Origin of the sequence: Rhizobacter sp., assembly GCF_032229685.1 — a bacterium.
GTDB lineage: Bacteria > Pseudomonadota > Gammaproteobacteria > Burkholderiales > Burkholderiaceae_C > LMDS01.
The window spans coordinates 36,687-62,743 of record NZ_JAVTWP010000021.1 but is presented as its reverse complement, the minus strand read 5'-3'; the positions used below and the strand labels follow the sequence as shown (position 1 = coordinate 62,743).

Annotated in this window: 29 protein-coding genes; 21 read left to right on the top strand and 8 right to left on the bottom strand. The window is 67.6% G+C overall.

All coding sequences use genetic code 11. The annotated features are described in order from the left end of the window. The 3 genes from AC30PD_RS09920 to dnaA form a co-directional block, all read right to left on the bottom strand. Positions 1–680 (bottom strand): ATP-binding protein (locus AC30PD_RS09920; protein WP_489535496.1); only part of this gene is annotated, 680 nt, incomplete at its 3' end. Between the two features lie 115 nt (positions 681–795). Further along, positions 796–1,902, bottom strand: a complete 1,107-nt coding sequence (gene dnaN, locus AC30PD_RS09915) for a DNA polymerase III subunit beta (protein WP_489535495.1) — start codon at positions 1,900–1,902, stop codon at positions 796–798. 231 nt (positions 1,903–2,133) lie between these two features. Continuing rightward, a complete protein-coding gene (dnaA, locus tag AC30PD_RS09910) occupies positions 2,134–3,561 on the bottom strand; it encodes a chromosomal replication initiator protein DnaA (RefSeq protein WP_489535494.1) in 1,428 nt (475 codons plus the stop codon). A gap of 309 nt (positions 3,562–3,870) precedes the next feature. Here dnaA and rpmH point away from each other — a divergent pair, with 309 nt between their 5' ends. The 6 genes from rpmH (at position 3,871) to AC30PD_RS09880 (ending at position 8,729) form a co-directional block, all read left to right on the top strand. After that, the gene (gene rpmH, locus AC30PD_RS09905) at positions 3,871–4,005 is read left to right on the top strand and encodes a 50S ribosomal protein L34 (protein ID WP_007834827.1); all 135 of its coding nucleotides are present in this window, start codon (positions 3,871–3,873) and stop codon (positions 4,003–4,005) included. A 72-nt stretch (positions 4,006–4,077) separates the two neighbouring features. Next, the gene (locus AC30PD_RS09900) at positions 4,078–4,557 is read left to right on the top strand and encodes a ribonuclease P protein component (protein WP_489535493.1); all 480 of its coding nucleotides are present in this window, start codon (positions 4,078–4,080) and stop codon (positions 4,555–4,557) included. A gap of 17 nt (positions 4,558–4,574) precedes the next feature. Continuing rightward, on the top strand, positions 4,575–4,880 hold the full coding sequence (gene yidD, locus AC30PD_RS09895) for a membrane protein insertion efficiency factor YidD (RefSeq protein WP_489535497.1): 306 nt from the start codon (positions 4,575–4,577) through the stop codon (positions 4,878–4,880). Further along, on the top strand, positions 4,877–6,646 hold the full coding sequence (gene yidC, locus AC30PD_RS09890) for a membrane protein insertase YidC (RefSeq protein WP_489535492.1): 1,770 nt from the start codon (positions 4,877–4,879) through the stop codon (positions 6,644–6,646). The genes yidD and yidC overlap by 4 nt, the downstream gene beginning before the upstream one ends. A gap of 79 nt (positions 6,647–6,725) precedes the next feature. Beyond that, entirely contained in the window at positions 6,726–8,096 is a 1,371-nt protein-coding gene (mnmE, locus tag AC30PD_RS09885) for a tRNA uridine-5-carboxymethylaminomethyl(34) synthesis GTPase MnmE (protein WP_489535491.1), read from the top strand. Positions 8,097–8,261: 165 nt separating this feature from the next. Then, positions 8,262–8,729, top strand: a complete 468-nt coding sequence (locus AC30PD_RS09880) for a cyclic nucleotide-binding domain-containing protein (protein WP_489535490.1) — start codon at positions 8,262–8,264, stop codon at positions 8,727–8,729. Positions 8,730–8,735: 6 nt separating this feature from the next. Here the strand turns inward: AC30PD_RS09880 and AC30PD_RS09875 are convergent, their stop codons facing one another. Next, on the bottom strand, positions 8,736–10,736 hold the full coding sequence (locus tag AC30PD_RS09875) for a monovalent cation:proton antiporter family protein (RefSeq protein ID WP_489535489.1): 2,001 nt from the start codon (positions 10,734–10,736) through the stop codon (positions 8,736–8,738). A gap of 106 nt (positions 10,737–10,842) precedes the next feature. Here AC30PD_RS09875 and AC30PD_RS09870 point away from each other — a divergent pair, with 106 nt between their 5' ends. Genes AC30PD_RS09870 through AC30PD_RS09855 form a run of 4 tightly spaced genes read left to right on the top strand, consistent with a single transcriptional unit; the run spans position 10,843 to position 13,904 of the window. Next, on the top strand, positions 10,843–11,841 hold the full coding sequence (locus AC30PD_RS09870; protein ID WP_489535488.1) for a KpsF/GutQ family sugar-phosphate isomerase: 999 nt from the start codon (positions 10,843–10,845) through the stop codon (positions 11,839–11,841). Then, positions 11,841–12,419: a KdsC family phosphatase gene (locus AC30PD_RS09865; protein ID WP_489535487.1), complete on the top strand. Its 579-nt coding sequence runs from the start codon at positions 11,841–11,843 to the stop codon at positions 12,417–12,419. The genes AC30PD_RS09870 and AC30PD_RS09865 overlap by 1 nt, the downstream gene beginning before the upstream one ends. 22 nt (positions 12,420–12,441) lie before the next feature. Next, on the top strand, positions 12,442–13,125 hold the full coding sequence (gene lptC, locus AC30PD_RS09860; protein ID WP_489535486.1) for an LPS export ABC transporter periplasmic protein LptC: 684 nt from the start codon (positions 12,442–12,444) through the stop codon (positions 13,123–13,125). Further along, positions 13,122–13,904: an SDR family oxidoreductase gene (locus AC30PD_RS09855; RefSeq protein WP_489535485.1), complete on the top strand. Its 783-nt coding sequence runs from the start codon at positions 13,122–13,124 to the stop codon at positions 13,902–13,904. The genes lptC and AC30PD_RS09855 overlap by 4 nt, the downstream gene beginning before the upstream one ends. A gap of 72 nt (positions 13,905–13,976) precedes the next feature. Here the strand turns inward: AC30PD_RS09855 and rbp are convergent, their stop codons facing one another. Then, positions 13,977–14,447, bottom strand: coding sequence for an RNA-binding regulator (gene rbp / locus AC30PD_RS09850; protein ID WP_489535484.1), 471 nt, complete (start codon positions 14,445–14,447; stop codon positions 13,977–13,979). A 110-nt stretch (positions 14,448–14,557) separates the two neighbouring features. On the opposite strand from rbp, the gene AC30PD_RS09845 reads away from it, so the two are divergent. The 8 genes from AC30PD_RS09845 (at position 14,558) to AC30PD_RS09810 (ending at position 21,249) form a co-directional block, all read left to right on the top strand. Beyond that, positions 14,558–15,400, top strand: coding sequence for a helical backbone metal receptor (locus AC30PD_RS09845; protein ID WP_489535483.1), 843 nt, complete (start codon positions 14,558–14,560; stop codon positions 15,398–15,400). Positions 15,401–15,419: 19 nt separating this feature from the next. After that, positions 15,420–16,058, top strand: a complete 639-nt coding sequence (locus tag AC30PD_RS09840; RefSeq protein WP_489535482.1) for a MarC family protein — start codon at positions 15,420–15,422, stop codon at positions 16,056–16,058. A gap of 9 nt (positions 16,059–16,067) precedes the next feature. Next, positions 16,068–17,735, top strand: coding sequence for a GMC family oxidoreductase (locus AC30PD_RS09835; protein ID WP_489535481.1), 1,668 nt, complete (start codon positions 16,068–16,070; stop codon positions 17,733–17,735). A gap of 1 nt (position 17,736) precedes the next feature. Then, positions 17,737–18,594: a TauD/TfdA dioxygenase family protein gene (locus AC30PD_RS09830; RefSeq protein WP_489535480.1), complete on the top strand. Its 858-nt coding sequence runs from the start codon at positions 17,737–17,739 to the stop codon at positions 18,592–18,594. 114 nt (positions 18,595–18,708) lie between these two features. Next, entirely contained in the window at positions 18,709–19,173 is a 465-nt protein-coding gene (locus AC30PD_RS09825) for a hypothetical protein (protein ID WP_489535479.1), read from the top strand. 5 nt (positions 19,174–19,178) lie between these two features. Continuing rightward, on the top strand, positions 19,179–20,099 hold the full coding sequence (locus AC30PD_RS09820; protein ID WP_489535478.1) for a DUF2145 domain-containing protein: 921 nt from the start codon (positions 19,179–19,181) through the stop codon (positions 20,097–20,099). A gap of 131 nt (positions 20,100–20,230) precedes the next feature. After that, complete coding sequence (locus AC30PD_RS09815) at positions 20,231–20,929, top strand: YebB family permuted papain-like enzyme (RefSeq protein ID WP_489535477.1); 699 nt, start codon at positions 20,231–20,233, stop codon at positions 20,927–20,929. Between the two features lie 68 nt (positions 20,930–20,997). Beyond that, a complete protein-coding gene (locus AC30PD_RS09810) occupies positions 20,998–21,249 on the top strand; it encodes a hypothetical protein (protein ID WP_489535476.1) in 252 nt (83 codons plus the stop codon). A gap of 5 nt (positions 21,250–21,254) precedes the next feature. On the opposite strand, the gene AC30PD_RS09805 is transcribed toward AC30PD_RS09810, so the two are convergent. Further along, positions 21,255–21,551, bottom strand: a complete 297-nt coding sequence (locus AC30PD_RS09805) for a hypothetical protein (protein WP_489535475.1) — start codon at positions 21,549–21,551, stop codon at positions 21,255–21,257. An 87-nt stretch (positions 21,552–21,638) separates the two neighbouring features. Between AC30PD_RS09805 and AC30PD_RS09800 the strand changes: the two genes are divergently transcribed. Continuing rightward, positions 21,639–22,622: a LysR substrate-binding domain-containing protein gene (locus tag AC30PD_RS09800; protein ID WP_489535474.1), complete on the top strand. Its 984-nt coding sequence runs from the start codon at positions 21,639–21,641 to the stop codon at positions 22,620–22,622. Here AC30PD_RS09800 and AC30PD_RS09795 read toward each other — a convergent pair. Next, on the bottom strand, positions 22,561–22,905 hold the full coding sequence (locus AC30PD_RS09795; RefSeq protein ID WP_489535473.1) for a thioredoxin domain-containing protein: 345 nt from the start codon (positions 22,903–22,905) through the stop codon (positions 22,561–22,563). The two genes, AC30PD_RS09800 and AC30PD_RS09795, sit on opposite strands and share 62 nt — an antisense overlap. A 66-nt stretch (positions 22,906–22,971) precedes the next feature. Further along, on the bottom strand, positions 22,972–23,508 hold the full coding sequence (locus tag AC30PD_RS09790; RefSeq protein WP_489535472.1) for an RNA polymerase sigma factor: 537 nt from the start codon (positions 23,506–23,508) through the stop codon (positions 22,972–22,974). Positions 23,509–23,632: 124 nt separating this feature from the next. On the opposite strand from AC30PD_RS09790, the gene AC30PD_RS09785 reads away from it, so the two are divergent. Both AC30PD_RS09785 and AC30PD_RS09780 read left to right on the top strand, forming a co-directional pair. Further along, complete coding sequence (locus tag AC30PD_RS09785; protein WP_489535471.1) at positions 23,633–24,367, top strand: response regulator transcription factor; 735 nt, start codon at positions 23,633–23,635, stop codon at positions 24,365–24,367. Positions 24,368–24,376: 9 nt separating this feature from the next. Further along, the gene (locus tag AC30PD_RS09780) at positions 24,377–25,894 is read left to right on the top strand and encodes a sensor histidine kinase (RefSeq protein WP_489535470.1); all 1,518 of its coding nucleotides are present in this window, start codon (positions 24,377–24,379) and stop codon (positions 25,892–25,894) included. Positions 25,895–26,057 lie beyond the last annotated feature (163 nt).

Below are 26,057 nucleotides of genomic sequence, written 5' to 3'. Positions count from 1 at the left end.
TCGCGCAGCTTCTTGGCGATGATGTCGTAGTGGAAGTCGATGTTCGAGAAGATTTCAAGGTCGGGCAAGAAGTGCACTTCGGTGCCACGCTTCTCGGTCTCGCCCGTGATCTTCATCGGCGACACAGCCACGCCTTCACGCACCTCGACCACCCGGTCTTGCGGAACACCCTGCTTGAATTCCATGAAGTGCGTCTGGCCGTCGCGGCGCACGGTCAGACGCAGCCACTTCGACAAACCGTTCACGCAGCTCACGCCCACGCCGTGCAGCCCGCCCGAGACCTTGTAGCTGTTCTGGTTGAACTTGCCACCGGCGTGCAGCTCGGTCAGCGCGATCTCCGACGCCGAGCGCTTGGGCTCGTGCTTGTCGTCCATCTTCACGCCGGTCGGTATGCCGCGGCCGTTGTCGGTCACGCTGATCGAGTTGTCGGTGTGGATCGTGACGACGATGTCGTCGCAAAAACCGGCCAGCGATTCGTCGATCGAGTTGTCGACCACCTCGAACACGAGGTGGTGCAAGCCGGTGCCGTCGGAGGTGTCGCCGATGTACATGCCGGGGCGCTTGCGCACCGCTTCCAGGCCTTCGAGGATCTGGATGCTGCCTTCGCCGTACGCGGCGCTGTCGGCGGCGTGCTGCGTCGAGCGTGCGGTGTCGTCGTCGGGAGAAGTCGGTTCACTCATGGGTTGGCTTTAAAGGGCCCGCAGGGCCTGGTCTCATTCAAGGCAGAACCCCCCGCTTGGCGGGGGGCAGGGGGGAGCGCAGTCATCGCGCAGCGGAACGGCCACCGGCAGGCGGCTAGATCCGCATCGGCATCACCACGTACTTGAAGCCAGCCTGGTCGGGCACGGTCATCAGTGCGCTGGAATTGGTGTCTTGCAGCTCCAGTTTCACCATCTCGACGCTCATGTTCATCAGCGCATCGATCAGGTAGGTGACGTTGAAGCCGATCTCGATCGCATCGCCGGCGTAGTCGATCTCGAGCTCTTCTTTCGCTTCTTCCTGTTCGGCATTGCTCGACGCGATGCGCAAGGTGCCGGGCTCGATGTTGACGCGAACGCCCTTGAACTTCTCGCTGGTCAGGATCGCGGCACGTTGCAGGCTCGCCAGGAAAGGCGCGCGGCCGAGCGTGACATGGTTCTTGTGGTTCTTCGGGATCACGCGGTTGTAGTCGGGGAACTTGCCTTCGACCAGCTTGGTCACGAACTCCATGCCGCTGAAGCTGAACTTGGCCTGGTTGCCGGCAAAGCGCATCTCGATGGCGGTGTCTTCGTCTTTCAGCAGGCGCTGCAGCTCGAGCACGGTCTTGCGCGGCAGGATCACCTCTTGTTTCGGGATCTCGACGTCGAGCGTGGCCTGGGCCAGCGCCAGGCGGTGGCCGTCGGTCGCCACCAGCGTGAGGTTCTTGCCTTCGGCCACGAACAATATGCCGTTCAGGTAGTAGCGGATGTCGTGCACCGCCATGGCGAAGTGCACCTGGTTGATCAGGCCCTTCAGCGCCTTTTGCGGCACGCTGAACATCGGGCCGAAATCAGCCGCCTCTTGCACCAGCGGGAAGTCGTCGCTCGGCAAGGTCTGCAGCGTGAAGCGGCTCTTGCCGCCTTGCAGGGTCAGCTTGTTCTGGTTCGCGGTGAGGGTCACGACCTGATCGGTCGGCATCGAGCGAAGAATGTCGATCAGCTTGCGCGCTCCCACGGTGGTGGCGAAGTTGCCACCGTCACCACCGAGCTCAGCTGTGGTGCGCACCTGGATCTCGAGGTCGCTGGTCGTGAGCTCGAGCTGCGAGCCGGTCTTGCGGATCAGCACGTTGGCCAGGATGGGCAAGGTGTGGCGCCGCTCCACGATGCCGGCCACCGCTTGCAGGGCACTCAAAACTTTTTCTTGTGCTGTCTTCAAGACAATCATTTGAACCTCTCAACTTGGTCGTAATAGTAGAGCGAGCCGTTTTCTGTGGACAGGGCCATTTTCGCCTGCCGGATCAGGCACTTAGGTGCCTGAAAACCATGGGGGTGAAGGCCTTGTTCGGCACGGCGCGAACGACAACAACTTCGTGGCCCTGCCCTGGCCTGTGGACAGCTCGGTGCTTGTTCCAAAGTTGTCCCCAGCCTTGTTGCTTGACAGATGCCGCATTCGTGTTCACCCCTTGAGCGTTTGTTCGAGCACGTGCAGTTGCTGGTTCAGCTCGGTGTTCTTCTGGCGTTCGGCACCGATCTTGCGCACGGCGTGCAACACGGTCGTGTGGTCGCGCCCGCCGAACAATTCGCCGATCTCGGGCAGGCTCTTCTGCGTCATGTCCTTGGCCAGGTACATCGCGATCTGGCGCGGGCGGGCGATGCTGGCCGGGCGCTTCTTGCTGTACATGTCGGCGACCTTGATCTTGTAGAAGTCGGCCACGGTCTTCTGGATGTTCTCGACCCCGATCTGGCGGTTCTGGATCGACAGCAGGTCTTTCAGCGCCTCGCGCGCCAGACCGATGTTGATTTCTTTATGGCTGAAACGCGAATACGCCAGGATCTTGCGCAGCGCGCCTTCGAGCTCGCGCACGTTGGCGCGCACGTTCTTGGCCACGAAGAAGGCCACGTCTTCGGGCATGGGTGTCGCTTCGAGCTCGGCTTTGCGCATCAGGATCGCCACGCGCATCTCGAGCTCGGGCGGCTCGATCGCGACCGTGAGCCCGGCGTCGAAGCGTGAGGTGAGGCGCTCGTCGATGTCGACCAACCCTTTCGGGTAGGTGTCGCTCGTCATGATGATGTGCGCCTTCTTGGCCAGCAAGGCCTCGAACGCGTTGAAGAACTCTTCTTGCGTGCGCTCCTTGCCGGCGAAGAACTGCACGTCGTCGATCAGCAGCAGGTCGAGCTGGTGGTACTTGGCCTTGAGCTCGTCGAAAGTCTTGCGCTGGTAGTTCTTCACCACGTCGGTGATGAACTGCTCGGCGTGCAGGTAGAGGATGCGCGCGTCGGGCTTGTCGGCCAGCAGCGCGTTGCCCACAGCGTGGATCAGGTGCGTCTTGCCCAGGCCCACACCGCCGTAGATGAACAGCGGGTTGTACATCTGCCCCGGCGCACCAGCCACGTGCAAGGCGGCCGTGCGGGCCATCTGGTTGGCGCGGCCCGGCACGAGCGTGTCGAAGGTCAACACGTTGTTCAGGCGGCTGCGTGAAGGCAGGGCCGCCGGCTGCACCGAGGTGAGGGCCACGGCGTTGCGCGCGGTGGGGACCACGACACCTTTCAGTGCCTGCGCCACAGCCACGCCTGCGGGCGCCGCGGCAGCGACGCCGCCGGTGCCCGGAACACCCTGCTGGCCATCGCGCGCCGCCAGGGTCACGTCGAGGCGCACCTGCTTTCCGGCGATCTCTGCGAGCACGGCCTCGATTCGCCCGGCGTACTGGTTTCGAATCCAGTCGAGCTTGAAGCGGTTGGGCACGCGCAAGGTGACCACGACGCCGAACTCACCCTGATCGGTGACGTCGGCCGCGGGCAGCGGGCGGATCCAGGTGTTGAATTGTTGTTCGGGCAGCTCGGCGGCGAGGCGCTCGCAGCCGCGCTGCCAAAGGTCAGCGCTCATTTGTGGAAAAGTTCTTCTGTGGAGCCTGCGAATTGTACGTTGAGCGGGCTCCATTTCAGCAGTTATCCACAGTCCGTTCGGCACGACGAGAGGCCTTGCAGAGCACGGGCATTCGACCTAACTCATTGACGGGCAAGGGTGTTTTTGGTGTAATAGTGGGTTTCCCGGAGCTCGCTGTGCCTTTGCCGCACCGAGCCGCTGGTCGCGCCGCTCAGCCTCGAATGACTCGAGGAATGAATTGAGCGATGCGCGGTGCCGCGAAGGCCGGGGCTCCCATCAGACGACCTACCAGACAGAGTTGAACAGATCATGAAACGCACCTATCAAGCCTCCAAAGTTCGCCGTGCACGCACCCACGGTTTTTTGGTCCGCATGAAGACCCGCGGGGGCCGTGCCGTGATCAATGCGCGCCGCGCCAAGGGCCGCAAGCGCCTGGCGGTCTGAGGCTTCACCGCCCGCTGCGTTCTTCGCCCTGCCCGATCACCGGATGCGCGGCCTGGCCGCAACCTCACCGTGATGGGCCGTCTTTTGCGTTCCGCTGATTTCGAACGCGTGCTGCGCACCCGGAGCCGGGCCAGCAGCGCGCACTTTGCCGTTCACCACTTGGCCGACCGCCCGAGCCAGGCTTACAAGCCTGCCCGCGCGCCGCTCCCGCCGCAAGCCGAGACCGAGTTATCAACAGATGGCGCACCGAATGAGGTCGCGGCTGTGGATGAGTTGCTCGTTCCGGCCCCGTTGGGGCTGTGGTTGGGTGCAGTTGTGCCCAAACGACACGCGCGCCGCGCCGTCACCCGCACACTGCTGAAGCGCCAGATCCGCTCGGTGGTGGGCGCCCGTGCGCCGGCATTGCTGGGCGGCCTGTGGGTCGTCAGGCTGCGTGCGCCGTTCGACAAGGCCCGGTTCCCCAGCGCGGCGTCCGACGCGCTCAGGCAGTGCGCCCGCGAAGAGCTCGAACAACTGTTCAGTGCGACAGCGCTGCGCGCGGGTCTGGCATGAGCGCGTCCAGCGCGGGCCTGGCGCAACGCGCCCTGACGTCGCTGGTGCGGGCCTACCGCTATTTTCTGAGCCCCTGGCTTGGCAGTAGCTGCCGCTTCGAACCGACCTGCTCGGCCTACTCGCTTCAAGCGCTTGAAACACATGGCGCCGCAGCGGGTACTTACATGACATTGCATCGCCTGGCGCGTTGCCAGCCGTGGTGCGACGGCGGGCACGACCCCGTGCCCACGCAGCCGCCGGCGCTGTTCAGAGCTTTTTCTACCGGTGTGCCCGCGCATCGCGGCGCCGCTTCCTCTTCTTCGACCGACAAGACCTCCCCATGACCGATATGCGCCGCACCCTGCTGTGGGTGGTGTTCTCCATGTCCTTGTTCCTGATCTGGGACGCCTGGAACAAGCACAACGGGCAGCCGTCGTTGTTCAGCCCGCCGCCCGCCAAGGTCGCTGCGCCCGCCGCTGCCCCGCCTGCCGGCGGCGTGCCGCAGCCGGCGGTGGCGGGTGCCGCGCCGGTCGCGGCGCCTGCCGCAGCTTCTGCCCCGGCGCCTGTGGTGGCGGCGCAGATCACGATCGAGACCGACGTCGTCAAGGCCACGCTGAGCGGCGCCGGTGGCACGCTGACCCGGGTCGAGCTGACGAAGTACGCCGATCACGTCGAGAAAGAGTGGTACGCACCGTTGCTGGCGCTCTTCGGCCGTGCCGCGGCGGCACCGGCGCCGGAGTCGCCGGTGGTTCTGCTCGACGCCAGCCCGAAGCGCCTGTACGTGGCGGAAACCGGCCTGATCCCGGCCGCCGGCGGCAGCGGGCTGCCCAACCACCACACCCTGATGACCTTGCTGCCCGGTGAGCGCAGCCTGAAGCCGGGCGAGAACGCGCTTCAGGTGAAGTTCGAGTCGCCGGTCGTGGGCGGGGTCAAGCTGATCAAGACCTACACCTTCAAGCGCGGCGACTACGTGATCGACGTGAAGAACGAAGTGGTCAACGAGTCGGGTGCGCCGGTCTCGCCGCGCCTGTACCTGCAGCTGGTTCGCGACGGCATCCCGCCGCCCGGCGAATCGAGTTTCTACTTCACCTTCACCGGCCCCTCGATCGACGACGGCAACAAGTTCCAGAAGGTCGAGTTCAAGGAAATCGAGAAGCGCACCGCCGCCGACAAGGCCGACCACACGACCACGTCAGACGCGGGTTGGGTCGCGATGGTGCAGCACTACTTCGCTTCCGCCTGGTTGATCGACAAGGCCGACGGCAGCAAGCAGACGCGCGAATACTTCACCGGCAAGGCCGACGTGACCAACCCGGGCACCGGGCAGAGCGCTCACGTGTACTCGGTCGGCATGTTCGTGCCGCTCGGTGAAGTGGCGGCGGGCGCCACCAAGACCTTCGACGCCAAGCTGTTCGTCGGACCGCAGGAAGAAGAAAAACTCGCCAAGCTCGCGCCTCGCCTGGAGCTCGTCAAGGACTACGGCATCTTCAAGATGCTGGCCGAGCCGCTCTTCTGGCTGCTGACGCAACTGCACAAGATCCTGGGCAACTGGGGTTGGTCGATCGTCGGCCTGGTCGTGCTGCTGAAGATCGCGTTCTATTGGCTCAACGCCAAGGCCTACAGCTCGATGGCCAAGATGAAGGCCGTGAACCCCAAGATCACCGAAATGCGCGAGCGGCTGAAAGACAAGCCACAGCAGATGCAGCAGGAAATGATGCGCATCTACCGCGAAGAAAAAATCAACCCGCTCGGCGGCTGCCTGCCGATCCTGGTGCAGATGCCTTTCTTCATCTCGCTGTACTGGGTGCTGCTCTCGACCGTTGAAATGCGCGGCGCGCCCTGGCTCGGCTGGATCACCGACCTCTCGGCGAAAGACCCGTACTTCATCCTGCCGATCCTGATGACGCTCACCAGCCTGCTGCAGACCTGGCTGAACCCGACGCCACCCGACCCGGTGCAGGCCAAGATGATGTGGTTCATGCCGCTGATCTTCTCGGTGATGTTCTTCGTCTTCCCGTCGGGCCTGGTGCTGTACTGGCTGACCAACAACATCCTGTCGATTGCGCAGCAATACGTGATCAACAAACGCCTCGGGGTGCTCGGCAAGTAGCCGCGCCGCCTGCACAGGCCCTGAAATGCCCCGCCCTGCGCGGGGCATTTTTCATGGGGCGCTGCGCGAGAATCACCACATGTTGCCGCGCCACCAGGACCCGATCGTCGCCGTCGCCACGGCCAGCGGGCGCGGCGCGGTCGGCATCGTGCGCGCCTCGGGGCGCGATCTCGGCGCGCTGGTCGCCGCCCTGTGCGGTCGCCCGCTCGAAGCGCGCCGCGCAACCTACCTGCCCTTCGCCGATGGTGCTGGCGGCGCGATCGACCAGGGCCTGGCGATCCACTTCCCGGCGCCGCACTCCTACACCGGCGAAGAGGTGCTGGAACTGCAGGCGCATGGTGGCCCGGTGGTGCTGCAGTTGCTGCTGGCGCGGTGCCTCGAAGCCGGTGCGGCGATCGGGCTGCGCCTGGCCGAGCCCGGTGAATTCACCGAACGCGCGTTCCTGAACGACAAGCTCGATCTGGCGCAGGCCGAAGCGGTGAGCGACCTGATCGAAGCCAGCACCGAAGCCGCGGCGCGTTCGGCCGGGCGCTCGCTGAGCGGCGCCTTCTCGGCCGAGGTCAACGGCCTGCGCGACCGGCTCGTCGCGCTGCGCATGCTGGTCGAGGCCACGCTCGACTTCCCCGAAGAAGAGATCGACTTTCTGGAAAAGGCCAACGCCCGCGGCCGCCTGAACGCCATCACCGACAGCGTGGCCGCCGTGCTCGACCGTGCTCGCCAGGGCGCGCTGCTGCGCGAAGGCATCAAGGTGGTGATCGCTGGCCAACCGAACGTGGGCAAGAGTTCGCTGCTCAACGCGCTGGCCGGCGCCGAGCTGGCGATCGTCACGCCGATCGCCGGCACCACGCGCGACAAGGTCAGCGAAACGATCCAGATCCACGGTGTGCCGGTGCATGTGATCGACACCGCGGGGCTGCGTGATTCAGACGACGAGGTCGAACGCATCGGCATCGCCCGCAGCTGGAGCGAGATCGAAGCGGCCGACGCCGTGCTCTTCATGCACGACCTCACGCGCGCGGGCGAGCCCGGCTACGAAGCCGGCGAAGCGCGCATCCAGGCGCGTTTGCCCACCGCGCTGTCGAGCGCGAACCGTCTGCTGCACGTGTTCAACAAGGCGGACGCCGCGCCGGCTGTCGGCGCTGGCCTGGCGATCTCGGCGCGCACCGGTGAAGGCATCGAGGCCTTGCGCCACCAGCTGCTCGAACTGGCCGGCTGGCACGCGCAGCCCGAGGGTGTGTTCATCGCCCGCACCCGCCACGTGCAGGCGCTGCGCCGCACCGCCGACCACCTGCAGCGTGCGCAGACTCAGGCGGCGCGCGCCGATGCAGCACTCGACCTGCTCGCCGAGGAGTTGCGCCTGGCGCACGACGCGCTTGGCGAGATCACCGGCGCGTTCACGCCCGACGATCTGCTCGGCGAGATCTTCAGCCGTTTCTGTATCGGCAAGTAAACCCGCGTCAAAAGTCGACAGGCGGGGGCCTGGCGGTGACGGAAGGGCGCTTCGTGCAGGCGCCTGCGGTTGTGGATCGCCGTGCAGCGCATCGATAATCGTCACCGCACAGGGACCGATAAAGCAGCCCGCGTACGCGACGAGGCTGCCATAAGAGAGAAGTCGATGGAAATCAACGAGCTGGTGCAAGCGATCCAGACACTCAACGCCGAAGACGCGTTCCGCGCCCGGCTGAATCTGGAACAGTGGCGCACGATCGCGCCCTACCTCACGCGCCACGACATCCGTTCCGGCGACTTGCTCATCAAACAAGGCGACGCCGATCGTTCGATGTACTTTCTGGCCCAGGGCAGCCTGCAGGTCTTCGTGACCGGCGGCCCACCCGGCAGCAGCCGCATCGCGATCCTGCGCGCCGGCTCGGTGGTGGGCGAGCCGGGCCTGTTCGGCGAGACGGCGCGCATGGCCAACGTCGAAGCCATGACACCCTGCGTGGTGTGGGCCTTGCGCGGCCCGCGCCTCGAAGAGCTGGCGCAGCGCTCGCCGGCGCTCGCGCTCGAACTGCTGCGCACCGCCGGCTCGGTGATGGCCACGCGCATGCGCGCCAACCTCTCGAAGCAGACACCCTTCAGCTGAGCGGCTTCAGCTGCGCCCCAGCAGCTTGCTCTCGGCCAGGGCGAGCGGCTCGGGCAGGCCCGACAGCACCAGGGTGTCGCCGGCCGCGAGCACGAGCGAATCGTCAGGCTCCGTCACGGCACCCGCCGCGTGCCGCACCGACACGACCGTGACGCCGACCGCGTGCAGCGCCTGGTCGGCCAGCGTCTGGCCGAGGTGGCTGCCGGCGGCCGGCAGCGTCACGCTCAGCAAGCGCGCGGTCTGCAGCTCGTCGACGGTGTCGTCGTCGGCGCCGTGAAAGTACCCGCGCAGCAGGCCGTAGCGCGCGTCGCGCTGGTCTTGCACGACGCGGATCACGCGCCGCATCGGCACGCCCACCAGTGCCAGCGCGTGGCTGGCGAGCATCAGCGAACCCTCGATCGCTTCGGGCACCACCTCGGTGGCGCCGGCGGCGCGCAGGCGCTCGATGTCGCTGTCGTCGATGGTTCGCACGATCACCGGCACTTTCGGCGCGTGCTCCTGCACCTGGCGAAGAATCTTCAAGGCTGAAGGCGTGTCGTGGTAACTCACCACGACGGCGCTCGCACGCGCCAGGCCGGCGGCCATCAGGCTCTGCAGGCGCGCCGCATCGCCGAACACCACGCTCTGCCCGGCGGCAGCGGCCTGGCGCACGCGGTCGGGGTCAAGGTCGAGCGCCATGTACGGAATGTGTTCACCTTCGAGCAGGCGCGCCAGGTTCTGCCCGCTGCGGCCGTAGCCGGCGATGATGATGTGGGCCTCGGCATTGATCGATCGTTTGGCGATCGAGGTCATCGCGACCGACTGCATCAGCCAGTCGCTCGCGCTCAGCCGCATCACGATGCGGTTGCTGTACAGAATCAGCAGCGGCGTGGCCAGCATGCTGAGCACCATGCTGGCGAGCACCGGGCTGACCCAGCGCGGGTCGATCAGCTGCCGCTCGGCACCGAGCGTCAGCAGCACGAAGCCGAATTCGCCGGCTTGCGCGAGGTACAAGCCGGTGCGCAGCGCGACACCCGGCGCAGCGCCGAACAGGCGCGCCAGTGTCGACACCAGAGCGAACTTGGCGAGCACCGGCAGCAGCGTCAGCAGCAGCACCAGCGCCCACTGGTCGAGCACCGGCCGCCAGTCGAGCTTCATGCCGATGGTGATGAAGAACAGGCCGAGCAGCACGTCGTGAAAAGGGCGGATGTCGGTCTCGACCTGGTGCTTGTATTCGGTTTCGGCGATCAGCATGCCCGCCACGAACGCGCCGAGCGCGAGCGAGAGGCCGAAATGTTCCGTGAGCCACGCCAGGCCGAGCGTGACCAGCAACAGGTTCAGCACGAACAGCTCTTCGCTCTTGCGCCGCGCCACGATCGTGAGCCACCAGCGCATCGCCTTCTGGCCGCCGACCAGCAGCACGCCGAGCAGCACCGCCGCTTTCAGCGTGGCCCAGGCGAGCGAGGTCGCCATGTCGACGCCGCCGGAGTTGAGTGCGGGGATCAGCACCAGCAGCGGTACCACGGCCAAGTCCTGGAACAGCAGCGCGCCCATCACGCGTCGGCCGTGTTCGCTCTCGAGCTCGAGCCGGTCGGCCATCATCTTCACGACGATGGCCGTGCTCGACATCGCCATCGCGCCGCCCAGCACCAGCGAGCCACGCCACGACAATTCCCAAGGCGTGCCGGTGAACGAAAAAAGCCACGTCAGCAGAAAGTGCCCGGCCACCGAACCGGCGATCGTGAGAAACACCTGTGCCAGGCCGAGCCCGAACACGAGCTTGCGCATGCTCTTGAGCTTGGGCAGGTTGAACTCGAGCCCGATCACGAACATCAGGAACACGACGCCGAACTCGGCCAGGTAACTCACGCCGCCCGAGTCCTTGGCCAGCGCCATCGCGTTCGGCCCGATCAGCACACCCACCGCGAGGTAACCCAGCATCGGCGGCAGCTTGGCGAGCCGGCACACCACCACGCCACCCACGGCAGCCACGAGGTAGAGCAGAACCAGTTCGAGCGTGGATGCCATGGAAGGTGGATTGCAAAGCCTGTGCCGCTGGCGGTGTTCTCGCGTGCGGTGGGTGAGGGTCAAACCCTAGAATCGGCCGATCCTACTGGACGCACCACTTCGGCCCATGCCTGCAAAACCCGCACCCCCCGCCTTCGATGCCGCGCGCGCGTTGCAGCTCGCGCGCAGCACCTTCGACATCGAGGCGCAGGCGCTGCTCGGGCTGAAGGCGCGCCAGGGCGACAACTTCGGCGCGGTCTGCCGGGCGATCCTCGAATGCCGTGGGCGCGTCGTCGTGATGGGCATGGGCAAGAGCGGCCACGTCGGCCGCAAGATCGCGGCCACGCTCGCTTCGACCGGCACGCCGGCGATGTTCGTGCACCCGGCCGAAGCGAGCCATGGCGACCTCGGCATGGTCACGCCGGGCGATGTGGTGCTGGCCATTTCCAATTCTGGCGAGAGCGACGAGCTCGCCGCCATCGTGCCGGCGATCAAGCGCCTCGGGGTCACGCTCGTCGCGATGACCGGCCAGCCCGAAAGCAGCCTGGCGCTTCACGCCGACCACACGCTCTCGAGCGCGGTCGATCAGGAGGCCTGCCCGCTGAACTTGGCGCCCACGGCCAGCACCACGGCGCAGATGGCGCTCGGTGACGCACTCGCGGTGGCCTTGCTCGACGCGCGCGGCTTCCGTGAAGAAGACTTCGCCCGCTCGCACCCGGGTGGCAGCCTCGGCCGGAAGTTGCTGATACACGTGCGCGACCTGATGCGCCATGGTGACGAGGTGCCACGCGTCACCCCCGACACGTCGTTCACGCTGATGCTGCGCGAGATGACGGGCAAAGGTCTGGGCTTCACTGCTGTGGCCGACGCCGCCGGCCGCGTGCAGGGCATCTTCACCGACGGCGACCTGCGCCGCCTGATCGAGCGGGGCGCCGACCTGCGCGCGCTGCGCGCCGTCGACGTGATGCACCCGCGCCCGCGCCTGGTGAGTGCCGACGCGCTCGCCGTCGATGCCGCCGACCTGATGGAGCAGCACCGCATCACGAGCGTGCTGGTCGTCGACGCGGCGGGGCTGCTGGTCGGCGCTTTGAACTCGAACGACCTGATGCGCGCCAAGGTGATCTGATGGCCGCGGCCTTCCACGCACCCGCACTCCGGTACGCACCCGAGCTGCTGCTCAAGGCGCAAGGCATTCGCTGGGCGATCTTCGATGTCGACGGCGTGCTCACCGACGGCCGCATCTACATCAGCGAGCGTGGTGAAGAGTTCAAGGCGTTCAGCACGCTCGACGGCCACGGCCTGAAGCTGCTGGTGCAAGGCGGCATCACGCCCGTGGTGATCACCGGGCGCGATTCGCCGGCCGTGCGGCGCCGCGTCGCTGACCTCGGGATTCAGCACGCCGTCTACGGCGCGCACGACAAACTCGCGGCAGCGAACCAGCTGATGCCGACACTCGGTCTCGCGTGGGACACGCTCGCCGTGATGGGCGACGACTGGCCCGATCTGCCCTTGATGACCCGCGCGGCCTTCGCCTGTGCGCCGGCGAACGCGCACAGCGAAGTCATGGCCGTGGCGCACCACGTCACGGCATCACAGGGCGGCCACGGCGCTGCACGCGAATGCTGCGATGTGCTGCTGATGGCGGCTGGCCGTTATGCCGCGCTGCTGAACGGCCACCTTCAAACGCTGGACGGCGGCGCGTGAGACAACGACTCCGGGCCATGCCATGAGCCTGGCGACCGATTCGCCGACCCCGGTGCCATTGGCCCTCGCCGCGCCGGTGCCAGGGGGGCCGGCCGACCTGCGGCGCTGGCCGCGCCGCATCGCCGACACAGCCTCGGCCTACTTGCCGCTGATGTTGATGGCGTTGCTGGCGCTCGGCACCTGGTGGCTGGTCAAGAACACGCCCTTGTTCGAGAGTGCGCGCCCGGCCGCACCCCTGACGCACGATCCCGACTACACGATGTCGCAGTTCATGGTGCAACGCTTCGCGCCCGATGGCGCGATGCGCGTGCAGATCGAAGGCGACGAGATGCGCCACTACCCCGACACCGACACGCTCGAGATCGACAACCCGCGCATCCGCTCGATCGGGCCGGACGGGCGCGTGTCGGTGGCCACGGCGAAGCGCGCACTGTCCAACGGCGACGGCAGCGAAGTGCAGCTCAGCGGTGGCGCGCACGTCGTCCGCCTGGCCACGCCGAAAGAAGCGGCGATCGAGTTTCGCGGCGAGTTCCTGCACGCTTTTCTGCGCACCGAACGGGTCCGCTCGCATCTGCCGGTCGTGGTCACCCAGGGCGCCACCGAGATCCGCGCCGAAGGCATGGCCTACGACCACCTTGCCGGTGTGCTCGACTTCAAGGGTCGGGTGCGCGCGGTGTTCACTTCGCCCGGAGCCAAGGCGCCTTGACCACACCACTCGTGTTCATCACCGGCGCATCGAGCGGCATCGGCCAGGCATTGGCCGCGCGCTTCTACCGCGCCGGCTACCGCCTCGCGTTGGTGGCACGCCGCGTGGCCGAGGTGCAGGCCTGGGCCGCCAGCCAGGGGTTCGAGCCGGGCCGCTTTGCCGTCTACGCGGCCGACGTGCGCGAGATCGGGGCCATCACCAGCGCGGGCCAGGCGTGCGTGGCTGCGCAGGGCCTGCCCGATGTGGTGATCGCCAGTGCCGGCATCAGTGTCGGCATGGACACGGCCGTCGCCAGCGACCTCGAGGTCATGCGGGCCGTGCTCGAGACCAACACCCTGGGCACTGCGGCCACCTTCCACCCTTTCGTGGCGGCCATGAGCGCGCGTGGTTCGGGGGCGCTGGTCGGCATTGCCAGCGTCGCTGCAATCCGCGGCTTGCCTGGGCATGGAGCGTACTGCGCGAGCAAGTCGGCCGTGGTTGCGTACTGCGAAAGCCTGCGCGGTGAGCTGCGTGCGAGTGGCGTGAAGGTGGTGACCATCGTGCCCGGCTACATCGACACGCCACTCACGCGCAACAACCCCTACGGCATGCCGTTCCTGATGCCGGTCGAAACGTTTGCCGATTGCTCGTTCGAGACCATCGCCGCGGGCACGAGCTACCGCGTGATTCCCTGGCAGATGGGCGTCGTGGCCAAGCTCTTGCGGCTGTTGCCGAACGCGCTGTTCGACAAGGTGCTCGCCGGCCGCGGCCGAAAGCCGCGGCAGACCGACCAGGCATGAAAAAAGCGGTGGGCTGACGCGCCACCGCTTTTGTCTTTGAACCGGCCGGAGCCGGTTCACCGCTGTGAAGGCTCAGTAGCCGCCGCGGCTTCCGCCGCCACCGCCACCACCCGAGCGGCCGCCACCACCGCCGCCGTAGCCGCCGCCACCGCCGGAGCGGCCACCGCCACCACCACCGTAGCCGCCACCACCGCCGCCGCCGAAGCCGCCACCGCCACCACCCGAACGGCCACCGCCGCCGAAGCCACCACCGCCGCCACCCGGGCGGCCGCCACCGAAGCCACCCGGACGCTCTTCGCGCGGGCGGGCCTCGTTGACGACGATGGCACGGCCGTCGAGCGACTGGCCATTCATGCCGTTGATCGCCGACTGCGCTTCCGCGTCAGAGCCCATCTCCACGAAGCCGAAGCCCTTGGAGCGACCGGTGTCGCGGTCCATCATGACCTTGGCGGAAGAGACGTTGCCGTACTGAGCGAACGCTTGCTGCAGATCGTCGTCGCGAACGTTGTATGAGAGATTACCGACGTAAAGTTTGTTGCCCATGGGTGAGCCCCTTTCCATTTCCTGAAGACCATGTGGAGCTTCTACCCATCGTGAACCATTCAAGCGAAGGCGCTGCTTCCATACACAGATTTGCGAATATAAGTGAATTGATGTCAGCTGAGCACATCGCGCTTGCAGAAAGTGTTGTTTTCGGGCAGCCGCTCGCGCAGCCCGCGCCGCGCATCGCCAGCCTCGTGCCGAGCTTGACTGAACTCGTGGTCGCGCTCGGCCTCGGTGCGCAACTCGTCGCCCGCACCGGCTTCTGTGTTCACCCGGCCGACGCGGTGCTCGGCGTGCCCAAAGTCGGGGGCACCAAAGATGTGAATCTGGCCAAGCTGCGCGGTTTGCGCCCGACCCACGTGCTCGTCAATGTGGATGAAAACCGGCGCGAGACCGTCGACGCGATCCGCGCGTGGCCTGCCGAGCAGGCGCCGCAGATCGTGGTCACCCACCCGCTCGGCCCGGAAGACAACGTCGCGCTCGTCGCGCAGCTGGCGGCTTGCTTCGGCGACGTCGCGGGTGTGCCCGAGCGTGCGGCCGACCTCACGCGAGCGCTGCAAGACGAGTTGGTGCAAACCCGAACTCGCGACTGGCCCGAGCAGCGTGTGCTCTACCTGATCTGGCGCGAACCGTGGATGACTGTCGCGCGCGACACCTACCTGTCGAACATGCTGGCGCGCGTGAACATGAAGACGTGGCCCGAGGTGGTCGGCGGCGACTCCGGCGCGGCGCGCTACCCCGCCTTGACCGGCACCGAACCGTGGCTCGCGCAAGTGCAGCAAGTGCTTCTCAGCTCCGAGCCCTATGCCTTCGGCACGCAGCACGTCGACGAAGCCCGCCGGCTGTGCCCGAACGCGCAGGTGCGCCTGGTCGACGGCGAAATGCTCAGCTGGTTCGGCGCGCGCGCCGTTCCGGGTTTGCGATACCTGCGCGAGCTCGCGGCCGCGGCCTGAGCACGCCCGACAATCCGCCATGGACCTCTACAAGCCCCTGCTCGCGCTGCTGGCCATCGTCAACCCGATCGGCGTGATCCCGTTCTTCATTCACTTCACCCAGGGCTTCACGCGCCAGCAACGCCAACGCACGATCCGCATCGCGGCGTTCAGCGCGTTCGTGGTCATTGCGGTGAGCGCCGTGGCCGGGCTGAAGATCATCGAGTTCTTCGGCATCTCGCTCGCGTCGTTCCAGGTCGGTGGCGGCTTGCTGCTGCTGATGTCGGCGATGCAGATGCTCAACGCCCAACCGGCCGAAAGCCGCAAGGACGACCTGAGCGAAGGCGGCGACAAGGCCGACGCCGGCGCCAGCATCGCGATCGTGCCGCTGACGATCCCGCTGCTCACCGGCCCGGCCACGATCTCCACGATGGTCATCTACGCAGAAAAGACGCGCCACTGGTGGCAGCTCGGCGTACTCGTCCTGTACGGCGTGGTGATCGGCCTGGCAGTGTGGGCCGCGTTCAGCCTGTCGGGCCGCATCGCCAAGGTTCTGGGCAAGACTGGCATCAGCGTGATGACCCGCCTGATGGGCCTGTTGCTCGCCGCGCTCGCGGTCGAGGTGATGTCGGACGGGCTGGTGAAACTGTTCCCCGTGCTCGCCGGCAACGTGCGCTAAAACCCAGACATGACGACCCCCACGACTTACGACTACATCATCTGCGGCGGCGGCACCGCCGGTTGCCTGCTCGCCAACCGGCTGAGTGCCGATCACACCAAGACCGTGCTGCTGATCGAGGCCGGCGGCAACGACGACTACCACTGGATTCACATCCCGGTCGGGTACCTGTATTGCATCGGCAACCCGCGCACCGACTGGCTGTTCAACACCGACGCCGACCCGGGCCTGAACGGCCGCAGCCTGCGCTACCCGCGGGGCAAGGTGCTGGGCGGCTGCAGCAGCATCAACGGCATGATCTACATGCGCGGCCAGGCGCGTGACTACGACGGCTGGGGCGCTGGCGACGGCTTCGGCGCCAACCCCGGCTGGAGCTGGGCCGAGTGCCTGCCGCACTTTATGAAGCACGAAGACTTCTACAAGGGCGCCGACGCTTTCCACGCCGCGCCCGGTTTCGACCGCACCGGTGCGCGCAGCGGTGGCGAGTGGCGCGTCGAGAAGCAGCGACTGCGCTGGGACGTGCTCGACGCGTTTTCGCAAGCGGCGCAGCAGGCCGGCATCCCGGCCAGCAGCGACTTCAACCGTGGCGACAACGAAGGCGTGGGCTACTTCGACGTGAACCAGAAGGCCGGTGTGCGCTGGAACGCCACCAAGGCCTTTCTGCGCCCGGCGCAACAGAAGCGCCAGAACCTGCAGGTCTGGACCGGCGCGCAGATCGGCCGCGTGCTGCTCGAAGGCGGCCGCGCCGTCGGCATCGAAGCACTGCCCGCCCAAGGCGGCGAGCCGGTGCAGGCGCGCGTCGAGGCGAACGGCGGTGAAGTGATCCTGTGCACGGGCGCCATCGGCACACCGCAGCTGTTGCAGCTCTCGGGCATCGGCCCGGCGGCGTTGCTGCAATCGCATGGCATCGCGGTGCAGCACGCGCTCGAAGGTGTTGGTGGCAACCTGCAGGACCACCTGCAGATCCGCGCCGTCTATCAGGTCGAAGGCGTGAAGACGCTCAACACCATGGCGAACTCGATGTGGGGCAAGGCCATGATCGGGCTCGAATACGCGCTCAGGCGCAGCGGCCCGATGAGCATGGCGCCGTCGCAACTGGGAGCCTTCACGCGCAGCGACCCCGGCCGCGCCCACGCGAACCTCGAGTACCACGTGCAGCCGCTGTCGCTCGACGCCTTCGGCCAGCCGCTGCACACCTTCAACGCGTTCACCGCGAGCGTGTGCAACCTGAACCCCACGAGCCGCGGTGCCGTGCAGATCCGCTCTGCAAATGCGGCCGACGCCCCCTCGATCGCGCCGCGGTACCTCAGCACCGATGAAGACCGCCTGATCGCCGCGAACAGCCTGCGCCTCACGCGCCGCATCGTCGGCCAGTCGGCGCTCGCCAGGTACAAACCGAATGAAGTGAAACCTGGTGTGCAGTACCAGAGCGACGCAGACCTCGCCAAGCTCGCCGGCGACATCGGCACCACGATCTTCCACCCGGTCGGCACCGCGAAGATGGGCCCGGCCGCCGACCCCATGGCCGTGGTCGACGCGCACCTGCGCGTACACGGCGTGCCAGGCCTGCGTGTCGTCGACGCGAGCGTGATGCCCACGATCACCAGCGGCAACACCAATTCGCCGACGCTGATGATCGCCGAGCGTGCGGCGGAGTGGATCCTGAAAGGGGAGTGAGGTGAATACGCTCGAGATCAAGGCGTTCGACGCGCCGCTCGGCGCCGAGGTGATCGGCCTCGACCTCGGCCAGCCGCTGGCGCCCGAAGCCTTCGCGCGCATCCACCGCGCCCACCTCGACCACCACGTGCTGGTGTTCCGCCAGCAGCACATCACGCCGGCACAGCAGATCGAATTCAGCCGCCGGTTCGGGCCGCTGCAGATCCATGTGCTGCACCAGTTCCAGCTTGCGGGCTGGCCCGAGGTGCTGGTGGTCTCGAACATCAAGGATGTCAACGGCCAGCCGATCGGCCTGGGCGACGCCGGCGTGTACTGGCATTCCGACCTGTCGTACAAGGAACACCCGAGCCTGGGGTCGATGCTGCACGCACAGGAGCTGCCGGCCACCGGCGGCGACACGCTGTTCGCCAACATGCACAGCGCCTGGGACACACTGCCCGCGCCGCTGCGCAGCGCGGTCGAACACCTGAAGGCCGAGCACACCTACCTCGCCAAATACGCTGACCTGCAAAAGCGCAGCCCATGGCGCCCCGACCTCAGCGACGAACAGAAAGCGCAGGTGCGGCCGGTGTTCCACCCGGTCGTGCGCACCCACCCTGAAACCGGCCGCAAGGCGCTGTTCGTCAGCGAGCACTTCACGACCCGGCTGGTCGGTGTGCCCGAAGACGAAAGCCGCGAACTGCTGCAACAGTTGTTCGCGCACAGCGTGCGGCCCGAGCACCTCTACCGCCACCGCTGGCAGGCGCACGACATGGTGTTCTGGGACAACCGCTCGCTGATGCACCAGGCCACCGGCTGCCCCGACGACCAGCGCCGCAAGCTCCACCGCACCACGATCGAAGGCGACGTGCCGTACTGAGCTCCTCGCCGGCTTCGGGGCCGGCGCGGACACGGCTTGAAACACCGTGCCGGGTGCCGCGGGCCCGTGGGTTGCTAACATGCTGCCGCGTCCCCGAATCTGCCAGGAATCACCATGAATCTCTTCAGCAAGTGCCTCGCTTCCGCCGCGTTGTCGATCGCCATGCTGCCGGCGATGGCGGCCAGCACCGCCACGTCGTCGGCGTCCGACAGTTCCACCACCTCGGTGGGCAGCGTCTCGGGTTCGATCCAGAAGTCGAGCGCCGCATCGTCGAAGCCGCCCACACCCTTGCTGGCCGGCGACTACCGCGTCGTCAACGTCACCAACGTCGCCGAGCGCCCGGGCACGCTGCGCCTGACGCTGCAGTCGCTCGCCGACCCGAGCGTCGACGGCGAATTCCAGCTCTTCGTGCCGCAGCAGGCGCTCGAGCGCAGCCCGCTCGCGCAAGGCCAGGTGGTCACGGCACGCGAGCGCGCCTACGGCATCGAGTTCTCGGTGGCCGCCACCAAGGAAGCCTTCTTCCTCGTGCTCGCCGACGACTGGTACCGCGAGCTGCAGAGCAACGCTGTCGTGCTCTGACAGGCGTGCGCGGCCAAGCACGCCGCCTGCGTTCCTGGCTGCTGCCCGCGCTGGCCGCTTTCGGCCCGTGGGCCGTGGGCCACGCGAGCCTGGTGCGCACCTGCGACGCACCCGAGCGCCTGAGCCCGGCGCAGAAAGACACGCTGCTGCGCTTCGGCGGCATCGTCAAGGACGAGCTCGAGAAGTCGGGCCAGCGGGTGGCGCTGATCGCGCGTTCCGGGCTCGACCTGAGCCGATTCTCGATGCGTTATTCGCATGCCGGCGTGAGCCTCAAGGCGAGCGAGAACACACCGTGGTCGGTGCGCCAGCTCTACTTCGCCTGCGACGAGCAGCGCCCGCGCATCTTCGACCAGGGCATGTCGGGCTTCGTGCTGGGCACGAACGAACCGGCGCTCGGTTATGTCTCGATCGTCTTCCTGCCCAATGCCGAAGCCGACGAGCTCGAGCGCGCCGCGCTCGACAACCGCCAGGCGCTGCGATTGCTCAGCCCGGCCTACAGCGCCAACGCCTACCCCTTCAGCCTGAAGTACCAGAACTGCAACCAGTGGCTGATGGAACTGCTGGCCACCACCTGGGGGCGCCTGGAAGGCGACGACCCGCCGCGCGCTCAGGCCCAGGCCTGGCTGAAAGACCAAGCTTATGCGCCCAGCGTGATGGCGCTCGGTTCGCAACCGATGATGTGGCTCGGTGTTTTCGTGCCCTGGGTGCACAGCGACGACCACCCGGCGGAAGACACCGACCAGGCGCTTTACCGCGTGAGCATGCCGGCATCGATCGAGACCTTCGTGCGCGCCCGGGTGCCGGGTGCTACCCGCATGGAGCTGTGCCACACCGACCGCCACGTGGTGATCCGGCGTGGCTGGGAGCCGATCGCCGACGGCTGCGAGCCGGGCGCGAGCGACACCGTCGTCACGCTCGATCCGTAGCCTGCGCACGCTTGCGGTAGCGGCGCGCGATACCACGCGGCGCGGCTGCGGCGACGTTCGCGGCCGCGGCCCACGGGCGCCTCGTGCACGTGCATCCTCGGTGCCCGTTCACTCCCAAACGAAGGGCCATCATGAATCACCGAGACCACCGCGGCGCAGCCTTCTTTGGCGCGGCGCTCCTTGTCGTCGCCACGTTGCTGGCGCCGTTGCCGAATGCGGCGCGAGCCGAGCCCGCCCCCGTGGCGGTGGGCGCCCTGGCACCGGCCTTGGACGTGGGCGACGTGGTCTTCATCCGCGTTGCGGCCCGGCCGTTTCGCGAAGTCGCGGCCGCGACCGGTTCCTGGACCAACCACGTCGGCGTCGTGACCGACACCTCGGGTGAAGAACCGCTCATTGCCGAAAGCACCTTCCCGCTGTCGCGCACGACGCGGCTCTCGACATTCGTGGCGCGGTCCGAAGGCGGTCGCGTGGTGGTCGCGCGGCTCACGACCCCTCTCAGCGACGCGCAACGGCAGCAGATCGTGGCCAGCGCCGAGCGCCGCACCGGCATCTTCTACGACACCGGATTCGACCTGCATTCGCGCCGCCAGTTCTGCTCGCGCTTCGTGCGCGAAGTGATCGAAGAAGCCACCGGCATCCAGGTCGGCGAGGTCGAGACCTTCGCCGCGCTGCTCACGCGCCGCCCGCAGACCGAGCTCGGGTTCTGGCGCGTCTGGTACTTCGGGCAGATCCCCTGGCAGCGTGAAACGGTCACGCCCGCGAGCCTGTTGAACAGCCCTGAACTGGTGCCGGTGTTCGATGGCGTCGCGCTGAAAGACAAGGCGCTTTGAACCCCTTGTAACGCGCTGCTGCGTTACGCTTGTGGCCGCCCAAGAATCCGCCGACGAGAGACCGCGCCATGCCCGAGCAAGCCATCAGAATCACCCCGGTTTTCACGACCGACGATCAGGCCTGGCTGCGCCGTGAAGGCGTGGCGGTGCCATCGTTCTGGCAGGGCCACACGGTCGCGCCGGCGCTCGGCGACGTGTTGCGCATCGGCGGGCGGCAGTTCGTGATCCAGGCGCGCGTGTGGGAACACGACGACACGCTGCCGGTTCTGCGCCTGTACATCGGCAGCGGTCACGCGCAGAGCGACACCGCCTTCGGCTGAGCCGGTCACCAGCCCTGCCAGTCGCCTGCCGCGCCACCCGCGCGCAGGTCGTCGAGCCGGTCGCGCCTGGCCTGGCGGCGACGCATCGCCCGAGCCTGCAAACCCTCGGGCGCGCCGATGTCGCGCAAGGTGCGGGCGTCGAGCTCGAGCAGGCCCGCCTGCCGATGTGTGCTGTCGGCATCACCCGCGCGCCGCAGACGCAAGCGCCAGTCACGCGCCGCACGCAACCACGCCCCAGACCACGCCAAGGGCCACGCGAAGCGCACCCACCCGAAGGGCCGCAAGAGCTTGCCGGTGTTCATCTGATCACTCCAAGGCTGACGCGTCGGTCAGGATAGGTGTACAGCGCCTGCTGAAGAAGCGACCAAATCTGGACACCATGGTCGGCTATGCTTACCAGCACGATGCGCCTCCCGCTGCAGACCCTGCCCGCGTTCCGTGCGGTCGCCCGCCTGGCCAACCTGCGCGCGGCGGCCGAAGAGTTGCACCTCACGCACAGCGCGGTCAGCCAGCAGATCAAGCTGCTCGAAGCGCAACTCGGCTTCGAGCTGTTCGACCGGCCGGGGCGGCGCATCGTGCTCAACGCGGCCGGCGAAGCACTGTTGCGCGCGGTCGAGCCGGCGCTGGCGCAACTCGACGACGGCATGCGTGCTGGTGCCGCGGCCGCGAGCGGCGCACAGCACCGCATTCGCATCACGCTCGTGCCTTCTTTTGCGCAGCGCTGGTGGTTGCCGCGCATGGCCTCGTGGCGCGCGCTTCACCCCGAGATCGCGATCGAGGTGCACACCTCCCAGCAGATCGTCGACCTCAAGCGCGAAGGTTTTCATGCGGCGCTGCGCCAGGGCAGCGGCCAGTGGCCCGGGCTCGAGGCCGAGCGGCTGATCGATTCGCCGCTGATCGCGGTCGGCGCGCCCAGCGCCGCACGGCGCCTGCTCGGCCGCGGGCCGGCCGCGCTGGCCGACGAGCCGCTGCTCGGCAACGCCAAGGTCTGGGAGAGCTGGTTCGAGCTCGCCGGCTTGCGCTGCCGCGTCAACCCGGTGGCTTTTTTCAACGACGCCGGGCTGATGCTGCAGGCGGCCGAGCAGGGCCTGGGCCTGACGCTCGCCCGCGAACTGCTCGTCGCCGACGCCTTGCGCGACGGCCGGCTGATGCGTCTGTCGCCAGTGGCTTTGTCGAAAGACCAGGCCTATGCGCTCTGGTTCGCCTACCCGAGCGGGCTGGGCGACTGGCCGCCACTGCGCGCGCTGCGCGCCTGGCTGTTTGAAGAACTGCAGCGTTCCGAGCAGGAGCTGCGTAACCCGCCGCCCGCGATCAACGAGCCGCCAAACGCTGCGCCAGCGCGGGGAGCTCGGGTGCGTCGGTCAGTGGCCTGAGCTCGCCGGCCAGCGCGCCCTGAACCAGACGAGTGAGCGTCTGTGCATGGGGTGTGACCGTGCCGAAGAACAGCACCTGTTCGCCGCGCGCGATGAGCAGGGTCGGAAAGTTCTCGACGTCGACACTGCCGAGCAGCTCGGCATCGTCTTCGATGTCGACCCGCTCGAAGGTCGCCTGCGGCGCGAAGCTGGCAGCGGCCGCATCGAAAGGGGCGGCGTAGTCGCGGCACACGCCGCACCACGCCGCACAAAGGCACACCACCCGCAACTGGTCGTCGTCCATGGCCTTCAGTGTGCCGTGCCGACGGGCGCGCGGCGCGACACGGGTTTCTGCCCGCCCGCCAGGCGGTCAGGAGAGCAGTTGTTTGCGGGCGCGGTGGATGCGAACGAACAGGTTCTCTTCGCTGATGCCGAGCTCGCGGCACACGTCTTCGGTCGACTGTTCTTCCAAAACCCGCAAACGCATCGCGTCACGCAGGCCCGGCGGCAGCGCTTCGATGCGTTGCAGCGCCAGCATCAGCAGCTGATGCTGCTCGGCGATCTCGTCGGGGCGCGGTTGCGGGCATTCGACCGCGAGCGCGCCGCTGCCCTCGCCATCGTCTTCGAACGATTCGAAACCGACGCTGCGGCGCACCATGTCGACGATCTTGTTCTTCAGCACCGCCGTCAGCCACGAGCGCAGCGCGGCGCGGCCGGCGAACACCGCGCGGCCCGAAAGCACGGCTTCGAACACGTCGTGCACCACGTCTTCGGCCATCAGCGGGTCGCGCAGCTTGCGCTGTGCGAAGCGCACCAGGTAGCTGCGGTGCTCCACCATCTCGGCCCAGCCCACGGTCGGGGTGAAGCCGGTCTGGAAGGCGGGGCTCAGGGCGGTGGTGGTGTTCATGGTGGTTCCCGGGGGTGTTTGTCGGTGAGTGAACTTTGCGCGGCGCACCTCGCGCCCACCTCACCGAAGCTCACAGGAAGATCACATTTGTGTAAGAGGGGCGTGCATCGCACGACAATCGGGCATGCCGCCGAACACCGCCGCCCACATCCTGGTTGCCGAAGACCAGACCGACATCCGCGAGCTGCTGGTGATGAACCTGCGCAGCGCCGGCTACGAGGTCTCGGCCGTGGGCGACGGGCGCGAAGCGCTGGAGCGCTTCAACACGCGGCCCGCCGACCTGCTGATCCTCGACCTGATGATGCCGCGCATGGACGGCCTCGAAGTCTGCAAGGCGCTGCGCGCCCAGGGCAGCGCCACGCCGATCCTGATGCTCACGGCCAAGACGACCGAGCTCGACCGCGTGCTCGGCCTGGAGCTGGGCGCCGACGACTACCTCACCAAGCCCTTTTCTCTTGCCGAACTGCTGGCGCGCGTGAAGGCGCTGCTGCGGCGCGCCGACCTGCTGGCCACCGCGCAGGCCAACGCGCAAGCGGCGGGGCTGAAGGGCGCGGGCGTGATCCGCAACGGCGAGCTGGAGATCGTGCCCACCAAGCGCCAGGTGCGCTACCGCGGCGAGGCGCTCGACTTCACCGCGCTCGAGTTCGACCTGCTGCTGCACTTCGCCTCGCACCCGGGCCACGTGTTCTCGCGCGCGCAACTGCTGAACGCGGTCTGGGGCTACACGCACGACGGCTACGAACACACCGTCACGACCCACATCAACCGGCTGCGCGCCAAGCTCGAGGCCGACCCGATGCGCCCGGAGCTGATCCTCACCGCCCGTGGCGCCGGCTACAAGATGCGCGATGTGGTCTGACCCGGGCCCATGACCGTCCGCCTCAAACTCGCGCTGACGATCTTCGCCACCGGCATCGTCACGGCGCTGATGGTGATCGTGACCGTGGTCTACGCTTTCCAGCGTTTCGAGCACGAAACCGCCTACCGGCGCGGCAGCGCTTTCCTGCAGCGCGTGGTCGGCAACTACGACAACCTGTTCGAGCTGTACGACCGTCGGCCTGACGAGTTCCAGGGCTGGTTGCGCAACATGGTGCTGTTCGAGCCCGACACCCAGCTCTACCTGCTCGACACCCAAGGTGTCGTGCTGGCGTGCAGTGGCACGCCCCTGCCGCCGGGATTCAAGGTCGACCTGAAGCCGGTGTTGAAGGCGCTGGGCCAGAAAGACATGCCTTACGTGATGGGCGACGACCCCGAGCGCATGGACGCCGACGCCGTGATCGCCGTGCAGCCGGTGCGCGGCACGAGCATCCGGCAGGCCGACCCGGTGATGGGCTACCTCTACCTCGTCGTGCACACGCAGCAGTTGCCCGAAGGCCGCTGGGACGCGCTGCGCAGCAGCTTCGCGCGACCGGTGATGTGGCTGGTCGTCACCGTGGTGGCGCTCACGACCCTGCTCGCGGTGTTGATCATCGTCTCGGTCACGCGGCCGCTGCGGCGCCTGACCGGCGCGCTGGCGGAGATCTCGCAGCGTGGCCTCGACGACGGCATGGCCGGCGCCAAGGCGCTCTTGCCGCCGCGCACGCGCGACGAGTTCGGCCAGCTCACGGCGGCCTTCGAGATGATGCTCGACCTGTGCCTGCGCCAGTGGAACGAGCTGCGCCGGCTCGACCACTTTCGCCGCGAAGGCGTCAGCAACCTGTCGCACGACCTGCGCTCGCCGCTGACCGCGACCGTGGCGTGCCTGGAAACGCTCGACGGCCGCTGGGCCGGCGCGCCGGAGCCCGGCCGGGCCGAAGACCGCCGCCTGGTCGAGATCGCCTTGCGCAACACCCGCAACGCGGCCCGGCTGGTGCAGTCGCTCGGCGACCTGGCCAAGCTCGACGAGCCGGAATTCAAGCTGCGCCTTGAAACGACCGACGCCGGCGAGCTGCTCGACGACATCTGCATCCGCTTTGCCGAGCGCGCGGCATACCAGGGGGTGGTTCTGCGGGCCGAACACGGCAGCGCGCCGAACGCGGTGCCGCCGTTCGCCAGCGTCGACGTCGAGCTGTTCGAGCGCGCGATCGCCAACCTGGTCGACAACGCGCTCAAATTCTGCGCCGCCGGGGCCCGCATTGAGCTGGCGGCCACGGTCGATTCGGGGTGGGTCAAGGTGCGCGTCACCGACACCGGCCCGGGCATCGCCGCCGACGAACTGCCGCACCTGTTCGACCGCTTCTACCAAAGCCGCCAGAGTGTGGCGCCGGCCACCGGTGAAGGGGGCAAGGGCCTCGGCCTGGCCATCGTCAAGCGCATCGCCGAGCTGCACGCCGGCGCGGTGGCGGTCACGAGCCGGCTCGGGCAGGGGACCGAAGTGGTGCTTTCGGTGCCATGCGCTGCGCCGTGATGGGGCGTGGCCGAGCCCGGGAAGCGGCGGGAAATCCCTAGTGCGCCCCCGGCGCCGGGCGCCTAAAGTCTCGCTTCTCGCGGCAGGCACCGGCATGGTGCCTCGCAGGACGGGGCTGAGGGGACAAAAGCAGGTCCGGCGGCCGCCCGAGTGGCCGTGCGAA

Coding starts and splice junctions, on each gene's coding strand:
- dnaN (WP_489535495.1), bottom strand. CDS start 1,902: ATGATTGTCTTGAAGACAGCACAAGAAAAAGTTTTGAGTGCCCTGCAA.
- dnaA (WP_489535494.1), bottom strand. CDS start 3,561: ATGAGCGCTGACCTTTGGCAGCGCGGCTGCGAGCGCCTCGCCGCCGAG.
- rpmH (WP_007834827.1), top strand. CDS start 3,871: ATGAAACGCACCTATCAAGCCTCCAAAGTTCGCCGTGCACGCACCCAC.
- AC30PD_RS09900 (WP_489535493.1), top strand. CDS start 4,078: ATGGGCCGTCTTTTGCGTTCCGCTGATTTCGAACGCGTGCTGCGCACC.
- yidC (WP_489535492.1), top strand. CDS start 4,877: ATGACCGATATGCGCCGCACCCTGCTGTGGGTGGTGTTCTCCATGTCC.
- mnmE (WP_489535491.1), top strand. CDS start 6,726: ATGTTGCCGCGCCACCAGGACCCGATCGTCGCCGTCGCCACGGCCAGC.
- AC30PD_RS09880 (WP_489535490.1), top strand. CDS start 8,262: ATGGAAATCAACGAGCTGGTGCAAGCGATCCAGACACTCAACGCCGAA.
- AC30PD_RS09875 (WP_489535489.1), bottom strand. CDS start 10,736: ATGGCATCCACGCTCGAACTGGTTCTGCTCTACCTCGTGGCTGCCGTG.
- AC30PD_RS09870 (WP_489535488.1), top strand. CDS start 10,843: ATGCCTGCAAAACCCGCACCCCCCGCCTTCGATGCCGCGCGCGCGTTG.
- AC30PD_RS09865 (WP_489535487.1), top strand. CDS start 11,841: ATGGCCGCGGCCTTCCACGCACCCGCACTCCGGTACGCACCCGAGCTG.
- lptC (WP_489535486.1), top strand. CDS start 12,442: ATGAGCCTGGCGACCGATTCGCCGACCCCGGTGCCATTGGCCCTCGCC.
- rbp (WP_489535484.1), bottom strand. CDS start 14,447: ATGGGCAACAAACTTTACGTCGGTAATCTCTCATACAACGTTCGCGAC.
- AC30PD_RS09845 (WP_489535483.1), top strand. CDS start 14,558: ATGTCAGCTGAGCACATCGCGCTTGCAGAAAGTGTTGTTTTCGGGCAG.
- AC30PD_RS09840 (WP_489535482.1), top strand. CDS start 15,420: ATGGACCTCTACAAGCCCCTGCTCGCGCTGCTGGCCATCGTCAACCCG.
- AC30PD_RS09835 (WP_489535481.1), top strand. CDS start 16,068: ATGACGACCCCCACGACTTACGACTACATCATCTGCGGCGGCGGCACC.
- AC30PD_RS09825 (WP_489535479.1), top strand. CDS start 18,709: ATGAATCTCTTCAGCAAGTGCCTCGCTTCCGCCGCGTTGTCGATCGCC.
- AC30PD_RS09815 (WP_489535477.1), top strand. CDS start 20,231: ATGAATCACCGAGACCACCGCGGCGCAGCCTTCTTTGGCGCGGCGCTC.
- AC30PD_RS09810 (WP_489535476.1), top strand. CDS start 20,998: ATGCCCGAGCAAGCCATCAGAATCACCCCGGTTTTCACGACCGACGAT.
- AC30PD_RS09805 (WP_489535475.1), bottom strand. CDS start 21,551: ATGAACACCGGCAAGCTCTTGCGGCCCTTCGGGTGGGTGCGCTTCGCG.
- AC30PD_RS09800 (WP_489535474.1), top strand. CDS start 21,639: ATGCTTACCAGCACGATGCGCCTCCCGCTGCAGACCCTGCCCGCGTTC.
- AC30PD_RS09795 (WP_489535473.1), bottom strand. CDS start 22,905: ATGGACGACGACCAGTTGCGGGTGGTGTGCCTTTGTGCGGCGTGGTGC.
- AC30PD_RS09790 (WP_489535472.1), bottom strand. CDS start 23,508: ATGAACACCACCACCGCCCTGAGCCCCGCCTTCCAGACCGGCTTCACC.
- AC30PD_RS09785 (WP_489535471.1), top strand. CDS start 23,633: ATGCCGCCGAACACCGCCGCCCACATCCTGGTTGCCGAAGACCAGACC.
- AC30PD_RS09780 (WP_489535470.1), top strand. CDS start 24,377: ATGACCGTCCGCCTCAAACTCGCGCTGACGATCTTCGCCACCGGCATC.